An 18175-nucleotide genomic window follows, 5' to 3' on the forward strand; every position below is an offset into this window, starting at 1 on the left:
GGAACGGAGCGCCATGCGGATCCACGACATCACCCTGCCCATCCACCCGGAGATGCTGCACTGGGGAAGGCGCCCGGAGATCGAGATCGTCGAGTCCCTCGCGAACGGCGATGCCTCCAACGTCACCCGCTGGCGGATCGGCGCCCACACGGGCACGCACGTCGACGCGCCCGCCCATTTCGTCGACGGAGCGACGCCGATCGACCGCGTGTCGCTCGACTCGCTCGTGGGGCCAGCGGTCGTCGTCGACATGACGCACGTGGAGGGCGACGTCACCGCCGTCGACCTGGAGAAGGCGGGCATCGACGGCGAGCAGCGGGTGCTGCTCAAGACCCGCAACTCCGCGGGCCCGCTGAAGGAGACCGAGCGGGCACCGAGCTGGGTCGGGCTCGCCCCGGACGCGGCGGAATGGGTGATCGAGCACGGCGTCGAGCTGATCGGGATCGACTACCTGACCATCGAGAGCCACCGCCGCACCGACACGTGGGACGCCCACCACGCGCTGCTCGGGGCGGGCGTGCTGATCCTGGAGAACGCCGACCTCGACGCCGTCGCGCCAGGGCGCTACGAGCTCGTCTGCCTGCCCGCGAAGCTCGCCGACGCCGACGCCTCGTTCGCCAGGGCGATCCTGATCGAGCGGGACTGACACCGGTGCCCCGCATCGCGATCGCGGCTCCCCACGGCGCGGGCGTGGAGGCGGCGCGTGCGATCGTCGAACGCGGGGGCAACGCCCTCGACGCGGCGCTCGCCGCCGCCGCGGCCCTGACCGTCGTCTACCCCCACCAGTGCGCGGTGGGCGGCGACCTCGTGGCGCTGGTCCGGCCGCCCGGCGGGCCCGTGCGGGCCGTGCTCTCGATCGGGGCAGCGGCCCGGGCGCTCGACGTCGAGGTACTGCGGGCCGCGGGGGAGCGCATGCCGCCAGGGGGCCCGCTCACCGTCACGGTTCCCGGGGTGGTGGCCGGCTGGGCCGCGGTGCACGGGCTCGGCGCCCGCCTCGGTCTCGCCGCGCTGCTCGCCCCGGCCGTCGCGCTGGCCGAGCGCGGAGTCCCGGTGAGCCCGGGCCTGGCGCGGGCGGTCGCGGCGCGGGTCGAGGTCGTGCGCGCCGATCCCGGCCTGTCCGCGCTGCTCCTCGACGGTGGGCGGCCGCGCGACGTCCTGCACCAGCCCGCGCTCGCCGCGACCCTGTCCGCGATCGGGAAGGACTGGCGGTCCTTCTACACGGGACCGGTCGTGGAGGGGCTCGCCCGGCTCGGCAGCCCGCTGACCGCAGCCGATCTCGCCTCGCACGAGGCCGAGCTCGCCGAGCCGCTGCGCCGCAGGGCCCTCGGGGCGTCCTGGTCGGTCGCCCCGCCACCGACCCAGGGTGCGTCGTTGCTCGCGGTGCTCACATCGGACGGATCCCCGCTCGTGGCCGCCCGGCGGGCCGAGCGGCGCCGGGACGCCCTGCTGGGCGACCCGCGGTGCGGTCCTGTCGATCTCGAGGCGCTGCTGGGTTCCGACACGGACGTCGCCGCGCTCGCTCCAGGGCCGAAGCCCGCAGGCGACACGGTCGCGGTCACCGCGGTCGGCGCCGACGGCACCGCGGTGGCGCTGATCCAGAGCGTCTTCCAGAGCTTCGGCGCGGGGCTGCTGGAGCCCGGCACCGGCGTGGTGCTGCACAACCGCGGCTCGGCGTTCAGCCTCGACCCCGCCCACCCCGGCGTCGCTCGGCCCGGGGCCCGGCCGCCGCACACGCTCTGCCCCGCGCTCGCCGAGCACGAGGGTGACCTCGTTGCGCTCGGCTGCCAGGGCGGGCGGGCGCAGGCCTGGATCCTGTCCCAGGTGGCCGCCGACCTGCTCGCCGCCGCCGACCCCGGCGCTGTCCTCGCCCGCCCCCGCTGGGTCATCGGCTCCCGCGACCTCGGCCACCCGGTCCCCACCCTCGTGCTGGAACCCGGCGTCCCGCGCGCCGCGGAGCTGGAGCGCACGGCCGCCGAGCTCGACCTCGCCGTGGTGCACGAGCCAGGGCTGCACGACGACGCGGGCCACGTCCAGGTCGCCCGGCTTGCTGGGGGTCGGCTCGCCGCGGCAACCGATCTCAGGGCCGACGGCGCCGCTGCAGTCCTCGAGTGCTCCAGCTGACTTCGTGATCATTCCTCTGGACCACAGCGGATGATGGGGATGGTGGGAGCGTGGTCGGCAGCGCTGCTGTGCGAGCGCCACGGGTGTGAGAGGGACGGGCCTGCGCCGCCTCAGATCGACTTGAGCACCCGGACGCGGTCGGCGATGGCGCGGCGGGCGACGTCGGAGTCGGAGGCGATGGAGTCGAACTCGTGTGGGGCGCCGGGGTGCAGGTGGTACTCCACGGGCACGCCGGCGCGGCTGAGTTTGGTCGCGTAGGCGGTGTCCTCGTCGCGGAAGACGTCGAGCTGGCCGACCTCGATGTAGGCCGGCGGCAGGCCGGAGGCGTCCTCGAGGCGGGCCGGGGCTGCGGTGGCCGGGACATCGGGGCCGCCGGCGGCTTCACCGAGCAGCGCCGGCCATGCGGTGCGGCTGTCGTCATAGGACCAGAACACGAATGGCTCGATGTGGGGGTCGGGGGTGGTGGTGCGGTCGTCGAGCATCGGCATGAGCAGGATCTGCTTGGCGATCTCGGGGCCGCCGCGTTCGCGGGTCAGGATCGCGAGGGCCGCCGCCATGCCGCCCCCGGCGCTGTCGCCCATGACGCCTATCCGCTCGGGGTCGACGCCCAGCTCGGAGGCGTGCTCGTGCAGCCAGCGCAGCGCGGTGTAGGCGTCCTCGAGCGGGGTCGGGTAGGGGTGTTCGGGCGCGCGACGGTACTCGACCGACAGCATCGGCACGCCGCTGGCGGACACGTAGCGGGCGACCGGCCCGTCGAACAGGTCGATGTGGCCGAAGATGTAACCGCCGCCGTGGAAGAACAGCACGGCCGAGCCCGGTGTCGCGCCATCCTTGGTGTACCAGCGCATCTGGACCTGCGCGCCGTCGTCGGCTGTCGCGTGGTGGTCGGTGGTCTTGACGTCACCGGGAATGGGCTGGGCCGCGCCCGCGGCGCCGATGATGGGCTCCCAGATGGCGCGACGAGCGGCGACATCGCCTACCGGCGGCGGGGTGAAGCCCGCCATCGGGGCCAGCGCCGCGGCGATCTCGGGGTCGAAGGCGAAGGACATGACAGCTCCTCTCGAGTGTTGTCCGTCGCTTGCTTGACGGTGGGTCAGGCCGAGGGCGGGAGGACGACGACCTTGCCCGCCAGAGTCCCTGCAGCCGCCCGGGCGTGGACCGAGCCCAGGTCTGCCAGCGGGACACGCTCGGCGACGTCGACGGTCAGCTCGCCGCGGTCCACGCGCGCCACGAGTTCCGACAGTTGCGTGGCGTCGCTGCGGACGAAGAGGTCGATGGCTCGCACGCCGCGTTCCTCGTCGGCCGGGGCGGGCATCCAGACGGTGGTGCTGACCACGACGCCGCCGTTGCGGACCAGGGCGGCCAGCGCCGTGAACTGGGCGGGGTCGATCGGCGCGAGGTTGAGCAGGACGTCGACCGGCTCGGTGACCGCGGTGGTCACCTCGGTGGTGGTGTGGTCGATGACCTCATCGGCACCCGCCGCCTTGACGTGCTCGCTGCTGCGGGGGCTGCCGGTGGCGATCACATAGGTGCCGGCTGCCTTGGCCAGCTGTACCGCGTAGCCGCCCACGGCACCGCCGGCGCCGCTGATCAGGAGGCGCTGCCCGGGCTTCAGCTCGGCATGGTCGAAGAGGGCCTGCCACGCGGTGAGGCCGACCAGGGGCAGCGCGGCCGCGTCGGCGAGCGGGATGAGTGTCGGAGCCGGCGCCAGGCTCTCGGCGGGGGCGATGACGTACTCCGCGGAGGCGCCGTCGACGACGAAGGGGAGGAAGCCGACCACCTCGTCACCGACCGCGAGGCCGCTCACGCCCTCGCCCAGTGCGTCGATCGTTCCCGCGACGTCCAGGCCGGGGACGTGCGGCAGGGTCAAGGGCATCGGGCCCTGCATCAAACCCGCACGGATGTTGCCGTCGACGCCGTTGAACGTCGTCGCGGCCACGCGCACCCGCACCTGCCCGGCGCCGGCGATGGGCTCATCGACGTCCTCATAACGCAGGACGTCGGGGTCGCCGTACTCGTGGAAACGAACTGCCTTCATCGCTTGTGCCTCACTCTTGTCTGTTCCGGACGAAATCGTCCGTTTGAACGAGGACGACCGTAGTGGGACGATCAATGGCACCGCAAGCCGCTGCGATGATGGCGTGCGTGTCGCCGCCCACATCTCGTCGGACCCGCAAGGACGCACTTCAGAACCGCGACCGGGTTCTTGATGCGGCCACCGAGCTCGTCCGGAGCGAGGGTGAGAAGGTGCCGATGGCCAAGATCGCGGAGCGGGCGGGGGTCGGGGTCGGGACGGTCTACCGCCACTTCGCCACCCGCGAGGACTTGCTGGGCGCGCTCGTCCACCGCTCCTTCGGCCTTGCGGTGGAGAACGCGGGAGCGGCCGCCGCTCACCCTGGTCCCGCCCTGGAGGGCGTACGACTGTTCTTGTTGGCCACCTTGCGCGACCGTGAGCGCTTCGTGCTGCCCTTGCACGGCGGCCCGGTGATCTTCACTCCGGCCACCCGTCAGCGCCAAGCGGACGTTCGCACCGCCCTGCGCACCCTCCTCGAGCGCGGGCAGGCCGCCGGGGAACTGCGAGCAGACCTGACCCCCGAAGACCTGATCGTGGCGGCCTCACTGCTCTCCCGACCACTGCCGGGCACCGGCGATTGGGACGCCTTGGCTCGCCGGCAGATCGACCTGATGATCGACGGCCTCGGCCCCAGCGACTCCCGCGGACCGAACAGAGCCCGTCCTCGAAGCAGGTCCGGCTGATCTGGTTTGATCTTGGCCTTCTGGTACGTAGGCATGAGCTGACCGATGAACAGTGGCAGGCCATCGAGTCGTTGCTGCCGCCGTCGGGGGCCAAGGGGCGTCCCCGGCTGCTGCGCGAGCCGGCGGTCTGGACGCACTCCTCGATCGCCCAGCGCGCGCCGGCGACGCGAATCAAGCTAGATCGCGTCGTGCTCGCGCGTCTCCGCCACGATCCACTCCAGGTACTCGGGGTGGCCGCCGACCAGCGGTGTGGCGATCACGCACGGCACGTCGTCCGCGTGCTCGCGGTCGGCGCGGGCGACGATCTCGGGTACGAGCGACGCGCGGGTGTGCAACGCGACCCGGGCCGAGCCGTGGTCCCAGATCTTGCCGTCCCACCGGTACGTGACGCGGATCGGCGTGATGTTGTGCCCGCACGCCACGACACGGTCCTCGACGAGTTGCCGCGTCCACTCGGCCAGCCAGTCCGCGGCTTCGGCCGTCACGACGACCTCGACGCACTCGGTGTCCTGCTCGGTCACGCTCTCTCCCCCTTCTGGAGTTCGGTCACTCTCCGTGGGCCGGCAGCCTCACCAGCACCGTCGTGCCCGCGTTCGGCGGGCTGCTCACCTCGATGGCCCCGCCGATGGCCTCGACGCGGTCGCGCAGCCCCACCAGCCCCGAGCCGGGCCGGGGCGCGGCGCCGCCGACCCCGTCGTCGCGCACGGCGAGCTCGAGGACGCCCTCCCGCTGCGTGACCGCGACCCGCACCTGAGATGCGTGCGCGTGCTTCGCGGTGTTCGTGATGGTCTCGGACACCACGTAGTAGGCCGCCACCTCCACCGGCTGCGGGAAGCGGCCGTCGATCCGGAGCTCGAGCTCGACGGGGACCGCCGAGCGGCGCGCCAGCGTCCGCAGTGCGGGGCCCAGCCCGGACTCGGACAGGACCGCAGGGTGGATCCCGCGGGCCATCTCGCGGAGTTCCTCGATCACCTCGGTGAGCCCGTCGCCGGCCGCGGCGATCCGCTCCCTGAGCTCGGGCAGTTCCTCCGGCACGCTGTCCTGGGTCATGCGCAGTCCGATCCCCAGCGTGACGAGCCGCTGCTGGGCGCCGTCGTGCAGGTTTCGCTCGATGCGCCGGCGGGCCTCGTCGGCGGCGGCGACGATCCGTGCCCTCGACGCGGCGACCTCGGTCCGGCTCTGCGCGTTCCCGATCGCCATCGCGGCCAGCTCGGTGAACCGCGACAGCCGATCGACGGTGTCCTGGGGCAGCGGATCGTGGTTCGACCAGGCGCCGACGGTGCCCCACAGGCGGCCGTCGACGACGATCGGGCAGGCCACAACCGACCCGACACCGGTCCATCGCGTACCGGGACGGGGCACGGGAGCCGGCTCGCCGGGGTCGTAGCGAGCGGGGCGACCGGTGTGCCACACCTGCCAGATCGTGTAGCGGCGGGGCGTCTGCGTCCGGTTCTCGTGGTCTTCGAGGTCCATCCGCGTGCCGACCGGCGAGCGCCCGGCATCGTCTCCCGTCGCCGCGATCAGCAGCGCCGTGTGGTCGGGGTCGAACCGGCAGACGCCGACGTCGTCGATGCCCAGCAGCCCGCGCAGCTCCTCGGCTACGGCGGTGCAGACGTCGACCGGCGCCGCGCCCCGTGCCACCAGTACCGCCACGCGCCGCAGGGCGGCCTGCTCCTCGAGCAGCTGGGCGGCTCGGGAGCGGTCCTCGGCGTTCGCCACCGCGGTGGCGACGAGGTCGACGAAACCCGCCAGCAGCTCCTCGGTGCCGGCCGGGAGCGGGCCGGTGCGCGACCACGCCGACAACGCGCCCCATACGCGCGCCTCGACGACGATCGGGCAGGTGACGCCCGCGACGATCCCCTCGTCCCGCAGCACAGCCGCGCCCTCCCCGAGCCCCGTGAGGGCGTCGAGGTCAGGGCAGGGTCCGTGCGGCTGCCACGTGAACGTCCGCCAGCCGCTGCCCGCGAGGTAGGTCGCGGTGCCGTCGCTCCAGCGGGTCAGCATCGTCGCGTCCGGGCCGGCCAGCCGCGCGACCTCGCCGGTGACGGCCGAGAACACCTGAGGAGGCGGGGTGTTCCGCGCAACGAGCGTGGCGACGCGGCGCAGCGCGGCCTGCTCCTCGACCGCCCGGTGGACCTCGTCCCGGGTCCCGGTATCGCGTCGGCGACCCGTACGTGGCATTCCCCGCCCCTGCGCCTTGTCGAGGCTCCGGCGAGACGACCCTACCGGTGGGGGCCGGTCGCCACGCCGCCGAAGACGTGCTTGCGGGCCATCGCCACCGGGTCGTAGGCCGTGGGCGCGGGCTCGTCGGCGGCCGCGACCGTCACCGGCCGAGCCTGCACGACGCAGATCGGGTCGCCCGCGCGGCGGTGGCGGGAGACGACCCATTCGACGTCGACCGGGTGACCGAACTGCCGCTCGATCGAGGTCACCACCCCGGTGACCGCCGCGACCTGCTCGTCGTCGAGCACCCGGCGACCGGCGAGCTCGGCCGGCATCGCGACCTCGACGACCCGGCCGCCCGTGGCGTCGTATGCCGAGAGCACGTCCTTGTGCGCGACCTCGTAGGAGAGCACCCGGCCGTCGGACTTGCCCACTTCCGCTCGGTCGGGGGTGACCCGGCCCTGCGCGACCGCCTCGCCGAAGCCCCACGACGCCTCGATGACGACCCGGTCCGATCTGCCGGTCACCGGGTGCACGGAGAATGCCACTCCGGACGAGCGGGCGGGGACCAGCTCGGTGACCCCGACCGCGACGGGCATGTCCCGGTGGCCGACGCCGCTCCGCGCCCGGTACGCCATCGCTCGCGGCGTGAACAGCGAGGCCCAGCAGGACCGCACCGCTGCGAGCACCCCGGGCCCGCCCCTGACGCCCAGGTGGGTGTCGAAGATCCCCGCGAACGACGCGGCGGTACCGTCCTCGCCCACCACGGACGACCGCACCGCCGTCGGCAGCCCGGCGTCGTGACAGCGCAGGCACAGCTCCGCGTACGCCTCGGTGATCTCCGCGGCCAGGCCACCGGGCAGCGGGGTCCGCGCGATCGCCGCCCGGATCCGCGCGGCCGCCTCTGGCCCGGTCCCGAGTTCGGCGAACGCCTCCTGGATGCGGGTGTCGAGGCCGGACCGGGCGCGGTGCTCCCGGTAGGCGTCGGTCGTCACCGTGAACCCGCGCGGTACCAGCACTCCCAGCCGGTGCAACCGCGCGAGGCTGCCCGTCTTCGCGCCGATGTCGGCCGCCGCGGCCTCGGCATCGAGCCAGACGATCGACCCGGCCACCGTCATCGGGCCCGTTCCAGGATCGTGACCGTGCCACGGGTGCCGTCCACCTCGACCTGATCACCGTCGCCGATGGCATGGGTGGCGACCCCGACCGCGGTGACCGTGGGCACCCCGTACTCGCGGCCCACGATCGCGGCGTGGGACAGCATCCCGCCGCCGTCGCAGACCGCGGCGGCGATACTGCCGAAGACCGGCGTCCAGTTCGGCGAGGTCGACTCGCACACCAGTACGTCCCCGGGGAACAGGCGGTGCAGCTCGTCGCTGCTCTGCAGAACCCGCGCGGTGCCCGTGGCCGTTCCACGGGCCGCGGCCACGCCGGACAGCACCGTCCGCCGGCCGGCATCGGGGTCCCGCATCGCCCTGATCGAGTCCGGGTTGAACCCGAAGATCTCGATGAGGATCGGGTCCTCGACGGTCTCCGGGATCGTGCCCAGCACCTTCGGCATGGCGGCCCGCTTCGCCTTCCAGTCGTCGAAGTACTGGCGGCGGTCCCGCACCAGGCTCCGCAGGCGCCCGTCGTACGGCCGGCCGCTCGCCACCTCGAGCAGTTCCGGCCAGAACAGGTGGATGAGGTCGTCCGGGTGATCGGCACCGACGCGGCGGGCGAGCTCGTGGCACAGGAGCCGCAGCGGAAGCATCACCTTGAGGTCGATGTAGAAGTTGTGGTCGTCCTGCCACCACGGGAAGTTCGCGGCGCGGTTGGCGGCGAGGCCGCCGTCGAACACCGCCTGCTCCTCCCGCGTGAGTCCGGCGCGTGCGGCGTCCACCGCGGCCTCGCGCTCGGCGACCGCCTCTCGGGCTGCCGCCGCGAAGTCGTGGTCGCGTTCCTCCCGCAGGAACGTCTTGACCAGGCTCAACGGGATCTCGGGGTCCTCGAGCCACGACGGCGCGCCGACATCTCCTGGGGCCTCCTGCCGGTGCCCGTAGGCCTGCAGGAAGTCGTCGAAGTCCGTCAGCCACTGGCCGGCCCGGCCGCCTTGACCCGACAGCGCGGCCCGCAGGCCGCCGCGCTCGGCGCCCGCGAAGGCCTCCCGCAGGCCGGCCTTGCGTGCCTTCGCCGCGAGCGCGTGCAGCTCGCGGTCGGTCTCCATGATCTTCGTGTCCTCGCCCTGCAGGAACGTCCCGATCCGGCTCGTGTCGATGCCCAGCTCCGCGCACGTCCCGCGGAACGCGAGGAAGTTGACCAGCATCGGGTACATGACGCCGAAATGGATCTCCGCGGCCCGCTTCAGGTAGCGCCGTGCCTCGGTCATCAGCGCCGGGAACTCCGGCGGCGGCACGTGGCCGATGTCGATGCCCTCGAAGTAGCGCCACGTGGCTTCGAGCTCGTCCCGGCCGGACTCCCAGACGGCGGTGAAGTTCTGCAGGAAACGCGGGAGCGTCACGCCGAGCCGGGCGGCGCGGGCCCCGGCCTCGCGTGGATCGGACTCCGGGATCCCCGACGCGTAGAGGTGCGTGCCGGCGTACCGGACCGCGACGCCCCTGCCGGTCGGCAACGGCAGGTTCTCGGCGGCGTGCTGGGTGCCCCAGCAGTAGCCGTCGGCCGCCCAGAGCGTTGCGGCGAGCGGGGCGAGGCCGCGGGACCAGTGGAAGTCGAGGTACCAGAAGCGCTCCTCGTCGCCGGGCCGGAACGGGGAGGCCCGGTCGACGATGTACGGCGCCTCGAAGTGCTCGGGCTCGTAGCCCGGGTACCACTGGCCCGTGAACTCGTCGAGGGGCACGACCGTGGCCATGCGGCGACCGTGGCACCGCGCACACCGGGCCACAAGTCGCCTGTTCGCCGAGCGGCCGGACACGCAGTGCATCCGGACACGCGGGGCGCCCGGCGGAACCCGGCCGGGCGAACTACCGTGGCCGTCGCGGAACGGCAGGTTCGTCCGAGAGGGAGCGGACATGGAGCAGCCGCGCACACCCGCGGTAAGCGTCGTCGCCAGCACGGAACCCGACCCCGGCGTCCTGCACGAGTGGGACGCGCTCGTCGATCGCACGCCCGGTACCGACGTCGCCCAGCTGTCCTCGTGGGCCGGCATCCGCCGGGAGTCCGGTTTCGACCCGTTGTACGTGTTCGCGCGCGAGGACGACCGCCTCGTGGGCGGGGCGCTGGTGCTCGAGCGCCCGCTGCCGATGATCGGCCGCGTCGGCTACGTGTCGAACGGCCCTGTCGTGTCGCCTGCCGCACCGCGTGAAGTCGTCGTGGATCGCCTCGGCACGGCGATGGACCGCCTCGCTCGCAGGCGGTTGCGCGCGCTGTTCGTGCAACCACCCGCCGAGGCTGCGGATGTGACGGCGGCGCTGCGCAGACGGGGATTCCGGCGCAGCATGTCCGGGATCGCCCCTGCTGCGTCGATCCGGGTGGACCTGCGCCGCGACATCGAGGACCTCCGCAGGGGTCTCACCAAGGCCAACCGGCGGCGCACCCGGCACTGGGCGGAGCGGGGGGTCCGCGTGCGGATGGGCTCACGGGACGACATCCCCGTCGTCGCCGACCTCGTCGCCCGCAGCGCGGAGCACCAGCACTACGAGCCCCTGTCGCCGGACTACATCCAGAACCTGCACCGGGAGTTGGACGCCGAGGAACACGCCGCCGTGTTCGTCGCCGAGATCGACGGCTCGCCTGCGGCGGCGCTCCTCTGCACGCGGTGTGGCGGGGTGGTCAAGCAGCGCCTGTCGGGGATGGAGCGGTCGGAGCGGGCGCGCAGGGACGGGGTCAGCGCGGCGGCGGTCTGGCGCGCGATGGAGTGGGCGAAGGAAAACGGCTACCACACCTACGACTTCGGTGGCATCAGCACGCGGGCCGCCGACGCCCTCCTCGACGGGGCGCCCGAGCCGTCAGCCCACCTGAAGGGAACCGAGCGGTTCAAGACGTCGTTCGGCGGCGAGGTGTTCCGCTACCCCGAGCAGGTCGAGCTCATCTCGTCCCCACCGCTGCGGCTGGCGTACGACGTCTCGCGGCGTACGCGGGCAGGCCGCCGGTTCGTCGAGATCGTCAAGCGGACGCTGCGCGGTGGGCGCGGCGGCTGATCGCGCGAGCGGCACGTCGGTGCGGACGCGGCAGCTGTGAGGTACTGCCCGGAGCGATCATGACGTGAACCGGATGGACACGACAGCGGCTGGCCCATCTACACCCGATACCGGCATGTCAGGGCGGTGATCAAGGGCTAATGGTCGCGATCGGAGATCATCTAGCGACCATCTCGCCTTGATCGCCGCATTGCCCCCGGAATGGCGGCTTGATCAGCAGCTCGGCGCGTTCCCGGGTCGTTTTCGCCCGTTTCCGCGCCGACGCCTCGATCACGTCCGCCAGAACCGCCTCCGGTGGCGCCCTAGACCTGGAGGGGCTAGTGGAGCGCGAGCGTGCGGATGAGCCGGCGGGCAGCGTCGCCGCCCGCGTCGATCGCGATCCGGACGGCGGTGGATACGTCGAGGTCGTCGAGCAGCGCGGCGCGGACGGCCGCCTCCGCCGCCTCGGCCGTGCCCCGGGTGCCGCCTGCGGCGTACAGCTCCTCGAGCAGCTGCGTGGCGTCGTCGAGCGCGGTGGGGTGGTACTCCCACGCCTGGTGCCAGCTCCTGTCCAGCAGCATGAGGCGCACGGCGGCGCCCGATGCCCTGCTCAGGAGATCGCTCACCAGCACGAGGTTGCCGGTGGCCTTGGCCATCTTCGCCCCGTCGAGGCGGACGGTTCCCACGTGGACCTGTCGCCGGGCGAACCGCGTGACGCCCGTGGCGGCCTCGACCATCGCGACCTGGTAGGCGTGGTGCGGGAACGCCAGGTCGGCGCCGCCCGCGAGCACGTCCACCACGCCCCCGAGCGTGGCGAGCGACATGGCCGCGCACTCGGCGTGCCATCCGGGACGTCCCGGCCCCCACGGGCTGGGCCAGGCCGGATCACCCGCCCCGGAGGGCCGCCAGACGGCCACGTCGAACGGGTCGTCCCGCAGCGGGTCGTCCGGCCGGTCGCCGTACTCCGACGACAGCGCCAGCGCCGCCTCTGCCGTCAGGCCGGCCGCGTCCGGCACGTGGGACCCGTGGAAGAACACGTGCCCGTCCCGCTCGTACGCGGCGCCGGTCGCCAGCAGCGCCGATGCAAGCCGGACGACGTGTTCGATGTGGTGGCGGGCGTGTGGCGCGTGTGTCGGTGGCCGGACGTGGAGCGCGGCCATGTCCCGGTCGAAGAAGTACTCCTGGATGAGGCCGAACTCCTCGTACGGTCGCCCTCGTTCGGCCGCCGCGCGGGTCAGGACGTCGTCCACGTCGGTGACGTTGCGCGTGAGGACGGTGTCGACCCCGGTCATCCGGACCACCCGCCGGACGACGTCCGTCCACACGAACACCGACGCGTGTCCGAGGTGCGTCACGTCGTAGGGGGTGATCCCGCAGACGTACATCCGGGCGGGGATGGTGAGCGGCAGCGGCTCGCCTGCGAGCGTGAGCGTCTCGGACGAGCTCGTCCCCCTGCTGGATTCCTGAACCGCATGACCCATCGGTCCGGCCATCGGCTCATCGTGGCACGGCCATGGGCGCGGTGGGGCCTTCCGGCCATGCACCGCCCAGAAGAAGCGGGGTGCAGCCCTCAACCGTGGGCCTTGAGAGGCGGGAACGGGCCGGGGTGCTCGCCGGCCTCGAAGAGCTCCGACGCCGGGCCGACGATCTTCGGGTCCGGGTTCGTCGCGACCTCGAGGTCCTTGCCCGGGTAGTCGAAGAGGCGCAGGACGTAGCGCATGGCCTCCAGGCGTGCCCGCTTCTTGTCGTTGCTCTTGATCACGGTCCAGGGCGCGTCGGCGGTGTCGGTGTAGAAGAACATCGCCTCCTTGGCCTCGGTGTAGTCGTCCCACCGGTCGAGGGAGGCGAGATCCATCGGGCTGAGCTTCCACTGCCGGACGGGGTCGACCTGCCGGATCGTGAAGCGGGTGCGCTGCTCGGCCTGCGACACCGAGAACCACAGCTTGACCAGGTGGATCCCGCTGCGGACGAGCATCCGTTCCAGCTCGGGCGCCGCGCGCAGGAACTCCATGTACTCCCGGGGCTCCGCGAAGCCCATCACCCGCTCGACGCCTGCGCGGTTGTACCAGCTGCGGTCGAACAGCACGATCTCTCCGGCCGCGGGCAGGTGCTGCACGTAGCGCTGGAAGTACCACTGCGTCGACTCGCGCTCCGTGGGCTTCTCGAGCGCGACGACCCGCGCGCCGCGCGGGTTGAGGTGCTCCATGAAGCGCTTGATCGTGCCGCCCTTGCCCGCGGCGTCGCGGCCCTCGAACAGGACCACGATCCTGGTGCCGGACTGCTTCACCCAGTTCTGCAGCTTGAGCAGCTCGATCTGCAGCAACCGCTTCACGCGGTCGTACTCCGCGCGCGAGAGCCGCTCGTCGTACGGGTAGCCCTCGCGCCACGTGTCGATGTGGTTGCCATCGGGCCCGAGCAGTACGGGGTCGTCATCGTCGGAGTCGTCGACCATGTAACCCGGCTGGGTGCTGACGTCGGTCATGGGGACACCCTTTCCCGCCGAGTTGACCGGGAGGTGAACTACCTCCGGAGCACCTCGGAGAAGAAGCGCTGGGTGTGAGGAACGCCCTTCGAGCCGATGTGTCCCACGACCAGCCGTGCCGATGGGCACCGTCAACACGTGTTCGCATTAATGTCGGCCCATGCCGTTCACGCATCGCTCCCTCGCGGCTCGGGAGGCGATCCTCGTCGCAGCCCGCGCGCGCTTCACCGAGCAGGGCTTCGACCGCACCACGATCCGCCAGGTGGCGAGCGACGCCGACATCGACCCGTCGATGGTGATGCGGTACTACGGCAACAAGGAGGGGTTGTTCGCCGCGGCCGTGGACGTCGATCTCCGGTTGCCGGACCTCGCCGCGCTCCCGCACGACCAGGTCGCGGGGAGTCTCGCGAAGCACTTCGTCAGGATGTGGGGCAGCGATCAGGGCGGCCCGCTCAGCATCCTCCTGCGGTCGGCGGTCACGCACGATGAGGCGGCCGAGCGGCTGCGCTCGGTGTTCGGAGGGCAGGTGGCCGCGATGGTGCGGCGGCTGCTGGGGGAGGGGCCCGAGACCGAGACGCGGGCCGGCCTGCTCGCCACGCAGCTGCTCGGGATCGCGCTGACCCGCTACATCCTCCGTCTGCCGCCCGTCGTCGCGATGGACGACGACGAGGTCGTCGCGATCACGACGGAGTTCATCGACCGCATCCTCGGCGAGCCGCTGCCGCCTCGGGCCTGACACCGCGGTCCCTTGACCGGAGGTCCCGGCGGTCGTAGGCTGCCAACAGATGTTGGCCAATGAGCGTTGTCTGTTGCGGAGGCGTGCTGATGTCGGCGGACGAGGAGGCGGCCCTGCGGCGGGCCGCGATCGGATCGGCGCTGTTCATGGTCGCGGGTCCCGGGGTCGTGACGGGCCTCGTGCCGTGGCTGCTCACCGGCTGGGAGTCACGCAGGCCGGTGCCCGGCGGTGCGATCGCGCAGGTCGCGGGTGTCGTGCTGATCGGGGCAGGCGCTTCGGTGATCACCCATTCGTTCGCCCGGTTCGCGAAGGAAGGGCTGGGCACTCCGGCTCCGGCCGCTCCGCCGACCGAGCTCGTCGTCGGCGGGCTGTACCGGCACGTCCGCAACCCGATGTACCTGGCGCTCGACTGCCTGATCGTCGGGCAGGCCCTCCTGCTCGGCCGGGCCGGCGTCCTCGCGTACGCGGCCGCCGTCCAGGCGGCGACGGCCGCATTCGTCAAGGTCTACGAGGAGCCGACGCTCGCGAAGACCTTCGGCGACCAGTACGAGCGGTACCGGCGGAACGTCCCGGGCTGGTGGCCGCGGCTACGGCCGTGGAACGGCTGATTTTTTGGCCACATGTGTTGGCAAACAGGTGATGTCTGCAAGGAGGACGACATGTACATGGCGATCCACAGGTACGCCGCAGACGCCGCGTTGATCGAGTCGATGATGAAGCAGGTCAGCGGTGAGTTCGCCGACCGCATCCCCGGCCAGGTCGGCGCCGTCCTCTACGCGGCGGTGGACACCGGCGACGGCACGGCGCTGACGGTGACCGTCTTCCCGGATGAGGCCACGGCGCGGCGCGCCGCGGAGACGGTCGCGCAGGTGCAGCAGAGCCTCGGCGACCGGTTCGGCGTCGTCGAGCACGAGGTCATCGAGGGTCCGGTGGTGATCAGTCGAGCGACGGAGCCGGTCCTGCGTGCCGTGGACCCGGAATGACCACGAGCGACCGCTCCGACGTCGATCTGCCGAGCAGCCCGCTCGCCGCGGTGGATCTCGAGTTCGAGCGGATGGCGCTCGAGACCGGCGCGTTCACCTATGGGCTCGGCGGCACGAGCGTGCGCGAGAAGCTCCTGCAGGTCATCGCCAACGACGTGTGCCGTGTGCATCTCGGGCTGGCGTTCCGCATGCACGTGATGGCCGCGAAGATGCACGGCATCCCGTACGCGGATCTCCTGGCCCTGCTCCGGTTCGTCGCGCCGTACGCAGGCTATCCGGCGGCCGCCGACGCGCTGGAACGCCTCGGTGCCCTCGGCGCGGAGCTCGGGTTCGACACGGCCGCCGAGCCGGAGCCGGAGCGGGACCCAGCCGAGCCGGACCCTGCCCTGCGGTCCACCGACGACTGGATGGCCGGGTTCTTGGCCTCGCGGACCGGCCGGTCGTGGTCCGAGGAGCGCCTGAGTCTGCGGGAACGGATCATCGTCGCGATCACGACCGATCTCGGCATGCAGACCCTGGGCGAGCCGTTCCACGAACACGTGCGGCTCGCCACGCGGCTCGGCCTGAACGATGCCGAGATCCGTGACGTCGTGCGGTTCACCGCGGAGTTGGGCAGCGCCCGCGCCGTGGCAGCGCTCGCCGAGCTGGACCTGGCCCTGGAGGCATAGCGGTCCGGCGATCTCCACCGCTGATGCTCGGACGCGCCGGGGCGAGGCAGGTGCGTGAACGGCGGCCCGCCGCGGCTCGCGCCCTCCGTCTCAGCCCGCGCGACCCGTCGACGGGACGCGCGGTACGAGACGAGTCTCCGCGAACTGCGCGAGCGCGGCACGGACACGTAGCCGACGCCCACCCGGGTCGCTCACACACCGACATCTGAGCTCGCACACCAACTGCAGTTGGTGTGCGATACCAACGATCGGTGTGCGAGCGACCCCGCGACTCAGTTCGGACGGGAGGGTCGCCGTCCACACTCCCCGTTCTGCTTCAACACCTCACCGGACACCACCATCGACGTGTTGCGGCGGTGGTCGCGCCCCAGCGGCTGAGATCTTTGCCCTCGACGATCGATGTGGCCGCTCTACCGGAGCATGAGGCCGTGGCCCACAACGAAAGCACCACGTGAAGCGGGTACCACTCGTTGAGAGTGCTGATACCGCGGCTCTAGCAGCAGGTTCCCGCAACCACAACATTGACAACACAAGTAAGCCCAGCGTTCGAAACGGATCCCGCTGGCTCCGCAGATGAACAGCGACCACAGGCGATGACCTGCCGTCCCGACTGACAGGTCGGCGGTAGCGCCGCCGGTCGAGCCCGGTTGTCCCGCATGATCCCCGAGGGCTAGCGTCCAGGCGGGATGCTGTCGATCATGGAGGCGCGTGATGTTCTCGGTCCCGCTTGGCTCTGATGGCGCGCGCTTGTGCCCGCTCGAACCGTGGCACGCCGAGGAGTTCCTGGCCCACCTCGATCGTGGCAGGGAGTTCATCGGGCAGTACATCGGCTTCGCCGACCGCGCGACCGATCTGGACTCCAGCCGGGCACTGCTGCGCGCGTACGCGGACAAGGCGGCCACCGACACGGGCCGGATCTACGGCATCTGGGCCGGTGACACCCTCGTGGGCGGCGTGTTGTTCCGCAGGATGGACCTCGAGCACGGAGTCGTCGAGGTGGGCTGCTGGCTCGAGCCGGCGGGCACCGGGAAGGGCCTGGCCACCCAGGCTGCCCGCGCGATCATCGACTGGGCGGTCGAGACCCGGGGCGCGCACCGCGTGGAGTGGCAGGTCAAGGCGGGCAATCTGGCGAGCATCGCGGTGGCTCGCAGGCTGGGCATGACCCGCGACGGCGTGCTCCGCGAGGCCATGCTGCACCGGGGAAAGCGCTTTGACCTCGAGGTATGGTCGGTGCTCGCGCCGCAATGGCGCGCTCAGCATTTGTGACGGCCGCGGGTGAGCGAGCACGGATTCACACCGGTCACCGGTGCTGGATCATCTGAGCGGCGGGACTTGCGGGGCGAGCTCCGGGTCATCAGCGTGATCGCCGACCACATCAGCTTCTGAACGCGCCGGTCCGGTCACACCCGTCTACGTCATGGGCGCTCCTGTCTCTTCGCTCTCGACTGCGTCGCTCACAAGACGCCGGTCCACCGCATCTGCGGCAGCAGTCGTGATGGGCGTCACCCAGTCGATCTGTCACGGGGATCGCGACGCCGACATCTTGTGCATGACCCGATCCGGACTCCGCTTTCGAGACCGGGAGTCGCCTACAGCCCTGCAAGGAGAAAGCTCTCATGAACCTCTCGCTGTGGATCGTTGCCGGACTGCTGGCCGCCGTCCTACTGGTCAGCACCTCCAAGATGTTCGTGCCCAGGGAGAAGATGGCCTCGATGGGCCACGCCGCAGAATGGGTGCTGGACTTCAGCCCTGCTGCCCTCAGGACAATCGGAGCCCTCGAACTCCTGGCTGCAGCCGGCCTGATCCTGCCCGCCGTACTCGACATCGCGCCGATTCTGGTGCCCGTGACTGCAACCTGTGTGGCGTTGCTGTTCGCCGGCGCGGTGACCATGCGCCTCCGCCGTGGCGAGAAGGCAACCATTGTGCCCGACCTTGTCTATCTCGCATTGGCCGTATTCCTGGCGTGGGGCCGCTTCGGCCTCGAGCCCTTCGCCGGCTGACACGGCAACGGACAGCTTGAATAGGACTTCCGCAGTACCGGCTTGTGGGAGACATCGACGTGCCCGGCTCGGCCGCAGCACTCGATCTCCCAGGACGTGACGAACAGCTCGACGGCGAACGCGTGGTTCATCAACACGGCCCGTGCACTC

General features: G+C 71.8%; 18 protein-coding genes. 10 read left to right on the plus strand and 8 right to left on the minus strand.

The window, feature by feature from the left end; all coding sequences use genetic code 11:
* The first annotated feature begins 13 nt into the window (after positions 1 to 13).
* The gene (locus K1T35_RS21155; RefSeq protein WP_220261848.1) at positions 14 to 646 is read left to right on the plus strand and encodes a cyclase family protein; all 633 of its coding nucleotides are present in this window, start codon (positions 14 to 16) and stop codon (positions 644 to 646) included.
* 5 nt (positions 647 to 651) lie between these two features.
* Positions 652 to 2121 (plus strand): gamma-glutamyltransferase, encoded by a 1470-nt coding sequence (locus K1T35_RS21160; RefSeq protein WP_220261849.1) that lies wholly within the window; start codon positions 652 to 654, stop codon positions 2119 to 2121.
* A 110-nt stretch (positions 2122 to 2231) separates the two neighbouring features.
* Here the strand turns inward: K1T35_RS21160 and K1T35_RS21165 are convergent, their stop codons facing one another.
* Positions 2232 to 3170, minus strand: coding sequence for an alpha/beta hydrolase (locus K1T35_RS21165; RefSeq protein WP_220261850.1), 939 nt, complete (start codon positions 3168 to 3170; stop codon positions 2232 to 2234).
* A gap of 44 nt (positions 3171 to 3214) precedes the next feature.
* A complete protein-coding gene (locus tag K1T35_RS21170) occupies positions 3215 to 4159 on the minus strand; it encodes an NADP-dependent oxidoreductase (protein ID WP_220261851.1) in 945 nt (314 codons plus the stop codon).
* 98 nt (positions 4160 to 4257) lie between these two features.
* Here K1T35_RS21170 and K1T35_RS21175 point away from each other — a divergent pair, with 98 nt between their 5' ends.
* Positions 4258 to 4878, plus strand: a complete 621-nt coding sequence (locus tag K1T35_RS21175) for a TetR/AcrR family transcriptional regulator (protein ID WP_255622620.1) — start codon at positions 4258 to 4260, stop codon at positions 4876 to 4878.
* A 176-nt stretch (positions 4879 to 5054) separates the two neighbouring features.
* On the opposite strand, the gene cutA is transcribed toward K1T35_RS21175, so the two are convergent.
* The 4 genes from cutA to K1T35_RS21195 are packed head-to-tail and all read right to left on the minus strand — an operon-like array spanning position 5055 to position 9889.
* The gene (gene cutA, locus K1T35_RS21180) at positions 5055 to 5399 is read right to left on the minus strand and encodes a divalent-cation tolerance protein CutA (protein WP_220261852.1); all 345 of its coding nucleotides are present in this window, start codon (positions 5397 to 5399) and stop codon (positions 5055 to 5057) included.
* 25 nt (positions 5400 to 5424) lie between these two features.
* Positions 5425 to 7059: a GAF domain-containing protein gene (locus tag K1T35_RS21185; protein WP_220261853.1), complete on the minus strand. Its 1635-nt coding sequence runs from the start codon at positions 7057 to 7059 to the stop codon at positions 5425 to 5427.
* 41 nt (positions 7060 to 7100) lie between these two features.
* Positions 7101 to 8159, minus strand: coding sequence for a PEP/pyruvate-binding domain-containing protein (locus tag K1T35_RS21190; RefSeq protein WP_220261854.1), 1059 nt, complete (start codon positions 8157 to 8159; stop codon positions 7101 to 7103).
* Positions 8156 to 9889, minus strand: a complete 1734-nt coding sequence (locus K1T35_RS21195) for a PEP-utilizing enzyme (RefSeq protein ID WP_220261855.1) — start codon at positions 9887 to 9889, stop codon at positions 8156 to 8158. Before K1T35_RS21195 ends, K1T35_RS21190 begins: the two co-directional genes overlap by 4 nt.
* 160 nt (positions 9890 to 10049) lie before the next feature.
* On the opposite strand from K1T35_RS21195, the gene K1T35_RS21200 reads away from it, so the two are divergent.
* Positions 10050 to 11177, plus strand: coding sequence for a peptidoglycan bridge formation glycyltransferase FemA/FemB family protein (locus K1T35_RS21200; protein WP_220261856.1), 1128 nt, complete (start codon positions 10050 to 10052; stop codon positions 11175 to 11177).
* Between the two features lie 317 nt (positions 11178 to 11494).
* Here K1T35_RS21200 and K1T35_RS21205 read toward each other — a convergent pair whose 3' ends face one another.
* Positions 11495 to 12649 (minus strand): cysteine--tRNA ligase, encoded by a 1155-nt coding sequence (locus K1T35_RS21205; protein WP_255622377.1) that lies wholly within the window; start codon positions 12647 to 12649, stop codon positions 11495 to 11497.
* A gap of 77 nt (positions 12650 to 12726) precedes the next feature.
* Positions 12727 to 13638 (minus strand): polyphosphate kinase 2, encoded by a 912-nt coding sequence (gene ppk2 / locus K1T35_RS21210; protein WP_220261857.1) that lies wholly within the window; start codon positions 13636 to 13638, stop codon positions 12727 to 12729.
* A gap of 160 nt (positions 13639 to 13798) precedes the next feature.
* On the opposite strand from ppk2, the gene K1T35_RS21215 reads away from it, so the two are divergent.
* The 6 genes from K1T35_RS21215 (at position 13799) to K1T35_RS21240 (ending at position 18025) form a co-directional block, all read left to right on the plus strand.
* Positions 13799 to 14374 (plus strand): TetR family transcriptional regulator, encoded by a 576-nt coding sequence (locus K1T35_RS21215; RefSeq protein ID WP_220261858.1) that lies wholly within the window; start codon positions 13799 to 13801, stop codon positions 14372 to 14374.
* An 89-nt stretch (positions 14375 to 14463) separates the two neighbouring features.
* Entirely contained in the window at positions 14464 to 14982 is a 519-nt protein-coding gene (locus K1T35_RS21220; RefSeq protein WP_220261859.1) for an isoprenylcysteine carboxylmethyltransferase family protein, read from the plus strand.
* Positions 14983 to 15033: 51 nt separating this feature from the next.
* Complete coding sequence (locus K1T35_RS21225) at positions 15034 to 15357, plus strand: hypothetical protein (RefSeq protein ID WP_220261860.1); 324 nt, start codon at positions 15034 to 15036, stop codon at positions 15355 to 15357.
* Complete coding sequence (locus K1T35_RS21230) at positions 15354 to 16025, plus strand: carboxymuconolactone decarboxylase family protein (protein ID WP_220261861.1); 672 nt, start codon at positions 15354 to 15356, stop codon at positions 16023 to 16025. The genes K1T35_RS21225 and K1T35_RS21230 overlap by 4 nt, the downstream gene beginning before the upstream one ends.
* 711 nt (positions 16026 to 16736) lie before the next feature.
* Positions 16737 to 17291, plus strand: coding sequence for a GNAT family N-acetyltransferase (locus K1T35_RS21235; RefSeq protein WP_220262734.1), 555 nt, complete (start codon positions 16737 to 16739; stop codon positions 17289 to 17291).
* Positions 17292 to 17641: 350 nt separating this feature from the next.
* Complete coding sequence (locus K1T35_RS21240; protein ID WP_220261862.1) at positions 17642 to 18025, plus strand: DoxX family protein; 384 nt, start codon at positions 17642 to 17644, stop codon at positions 18023 to 18025.
* Positions 18026 to 18175 lie beyond the last annotated feature (150 nt).

Origin of the sequence: Pseudonocardia sp. DSM 110487 (assembly GCF_019468565.1) — a bacterium.
Classification (GTDB): Bacteria; Actinomycetota; Actinomycetes; order Mycobacteriales; family Pseudonocardiaceae; genus Pseudonocardia.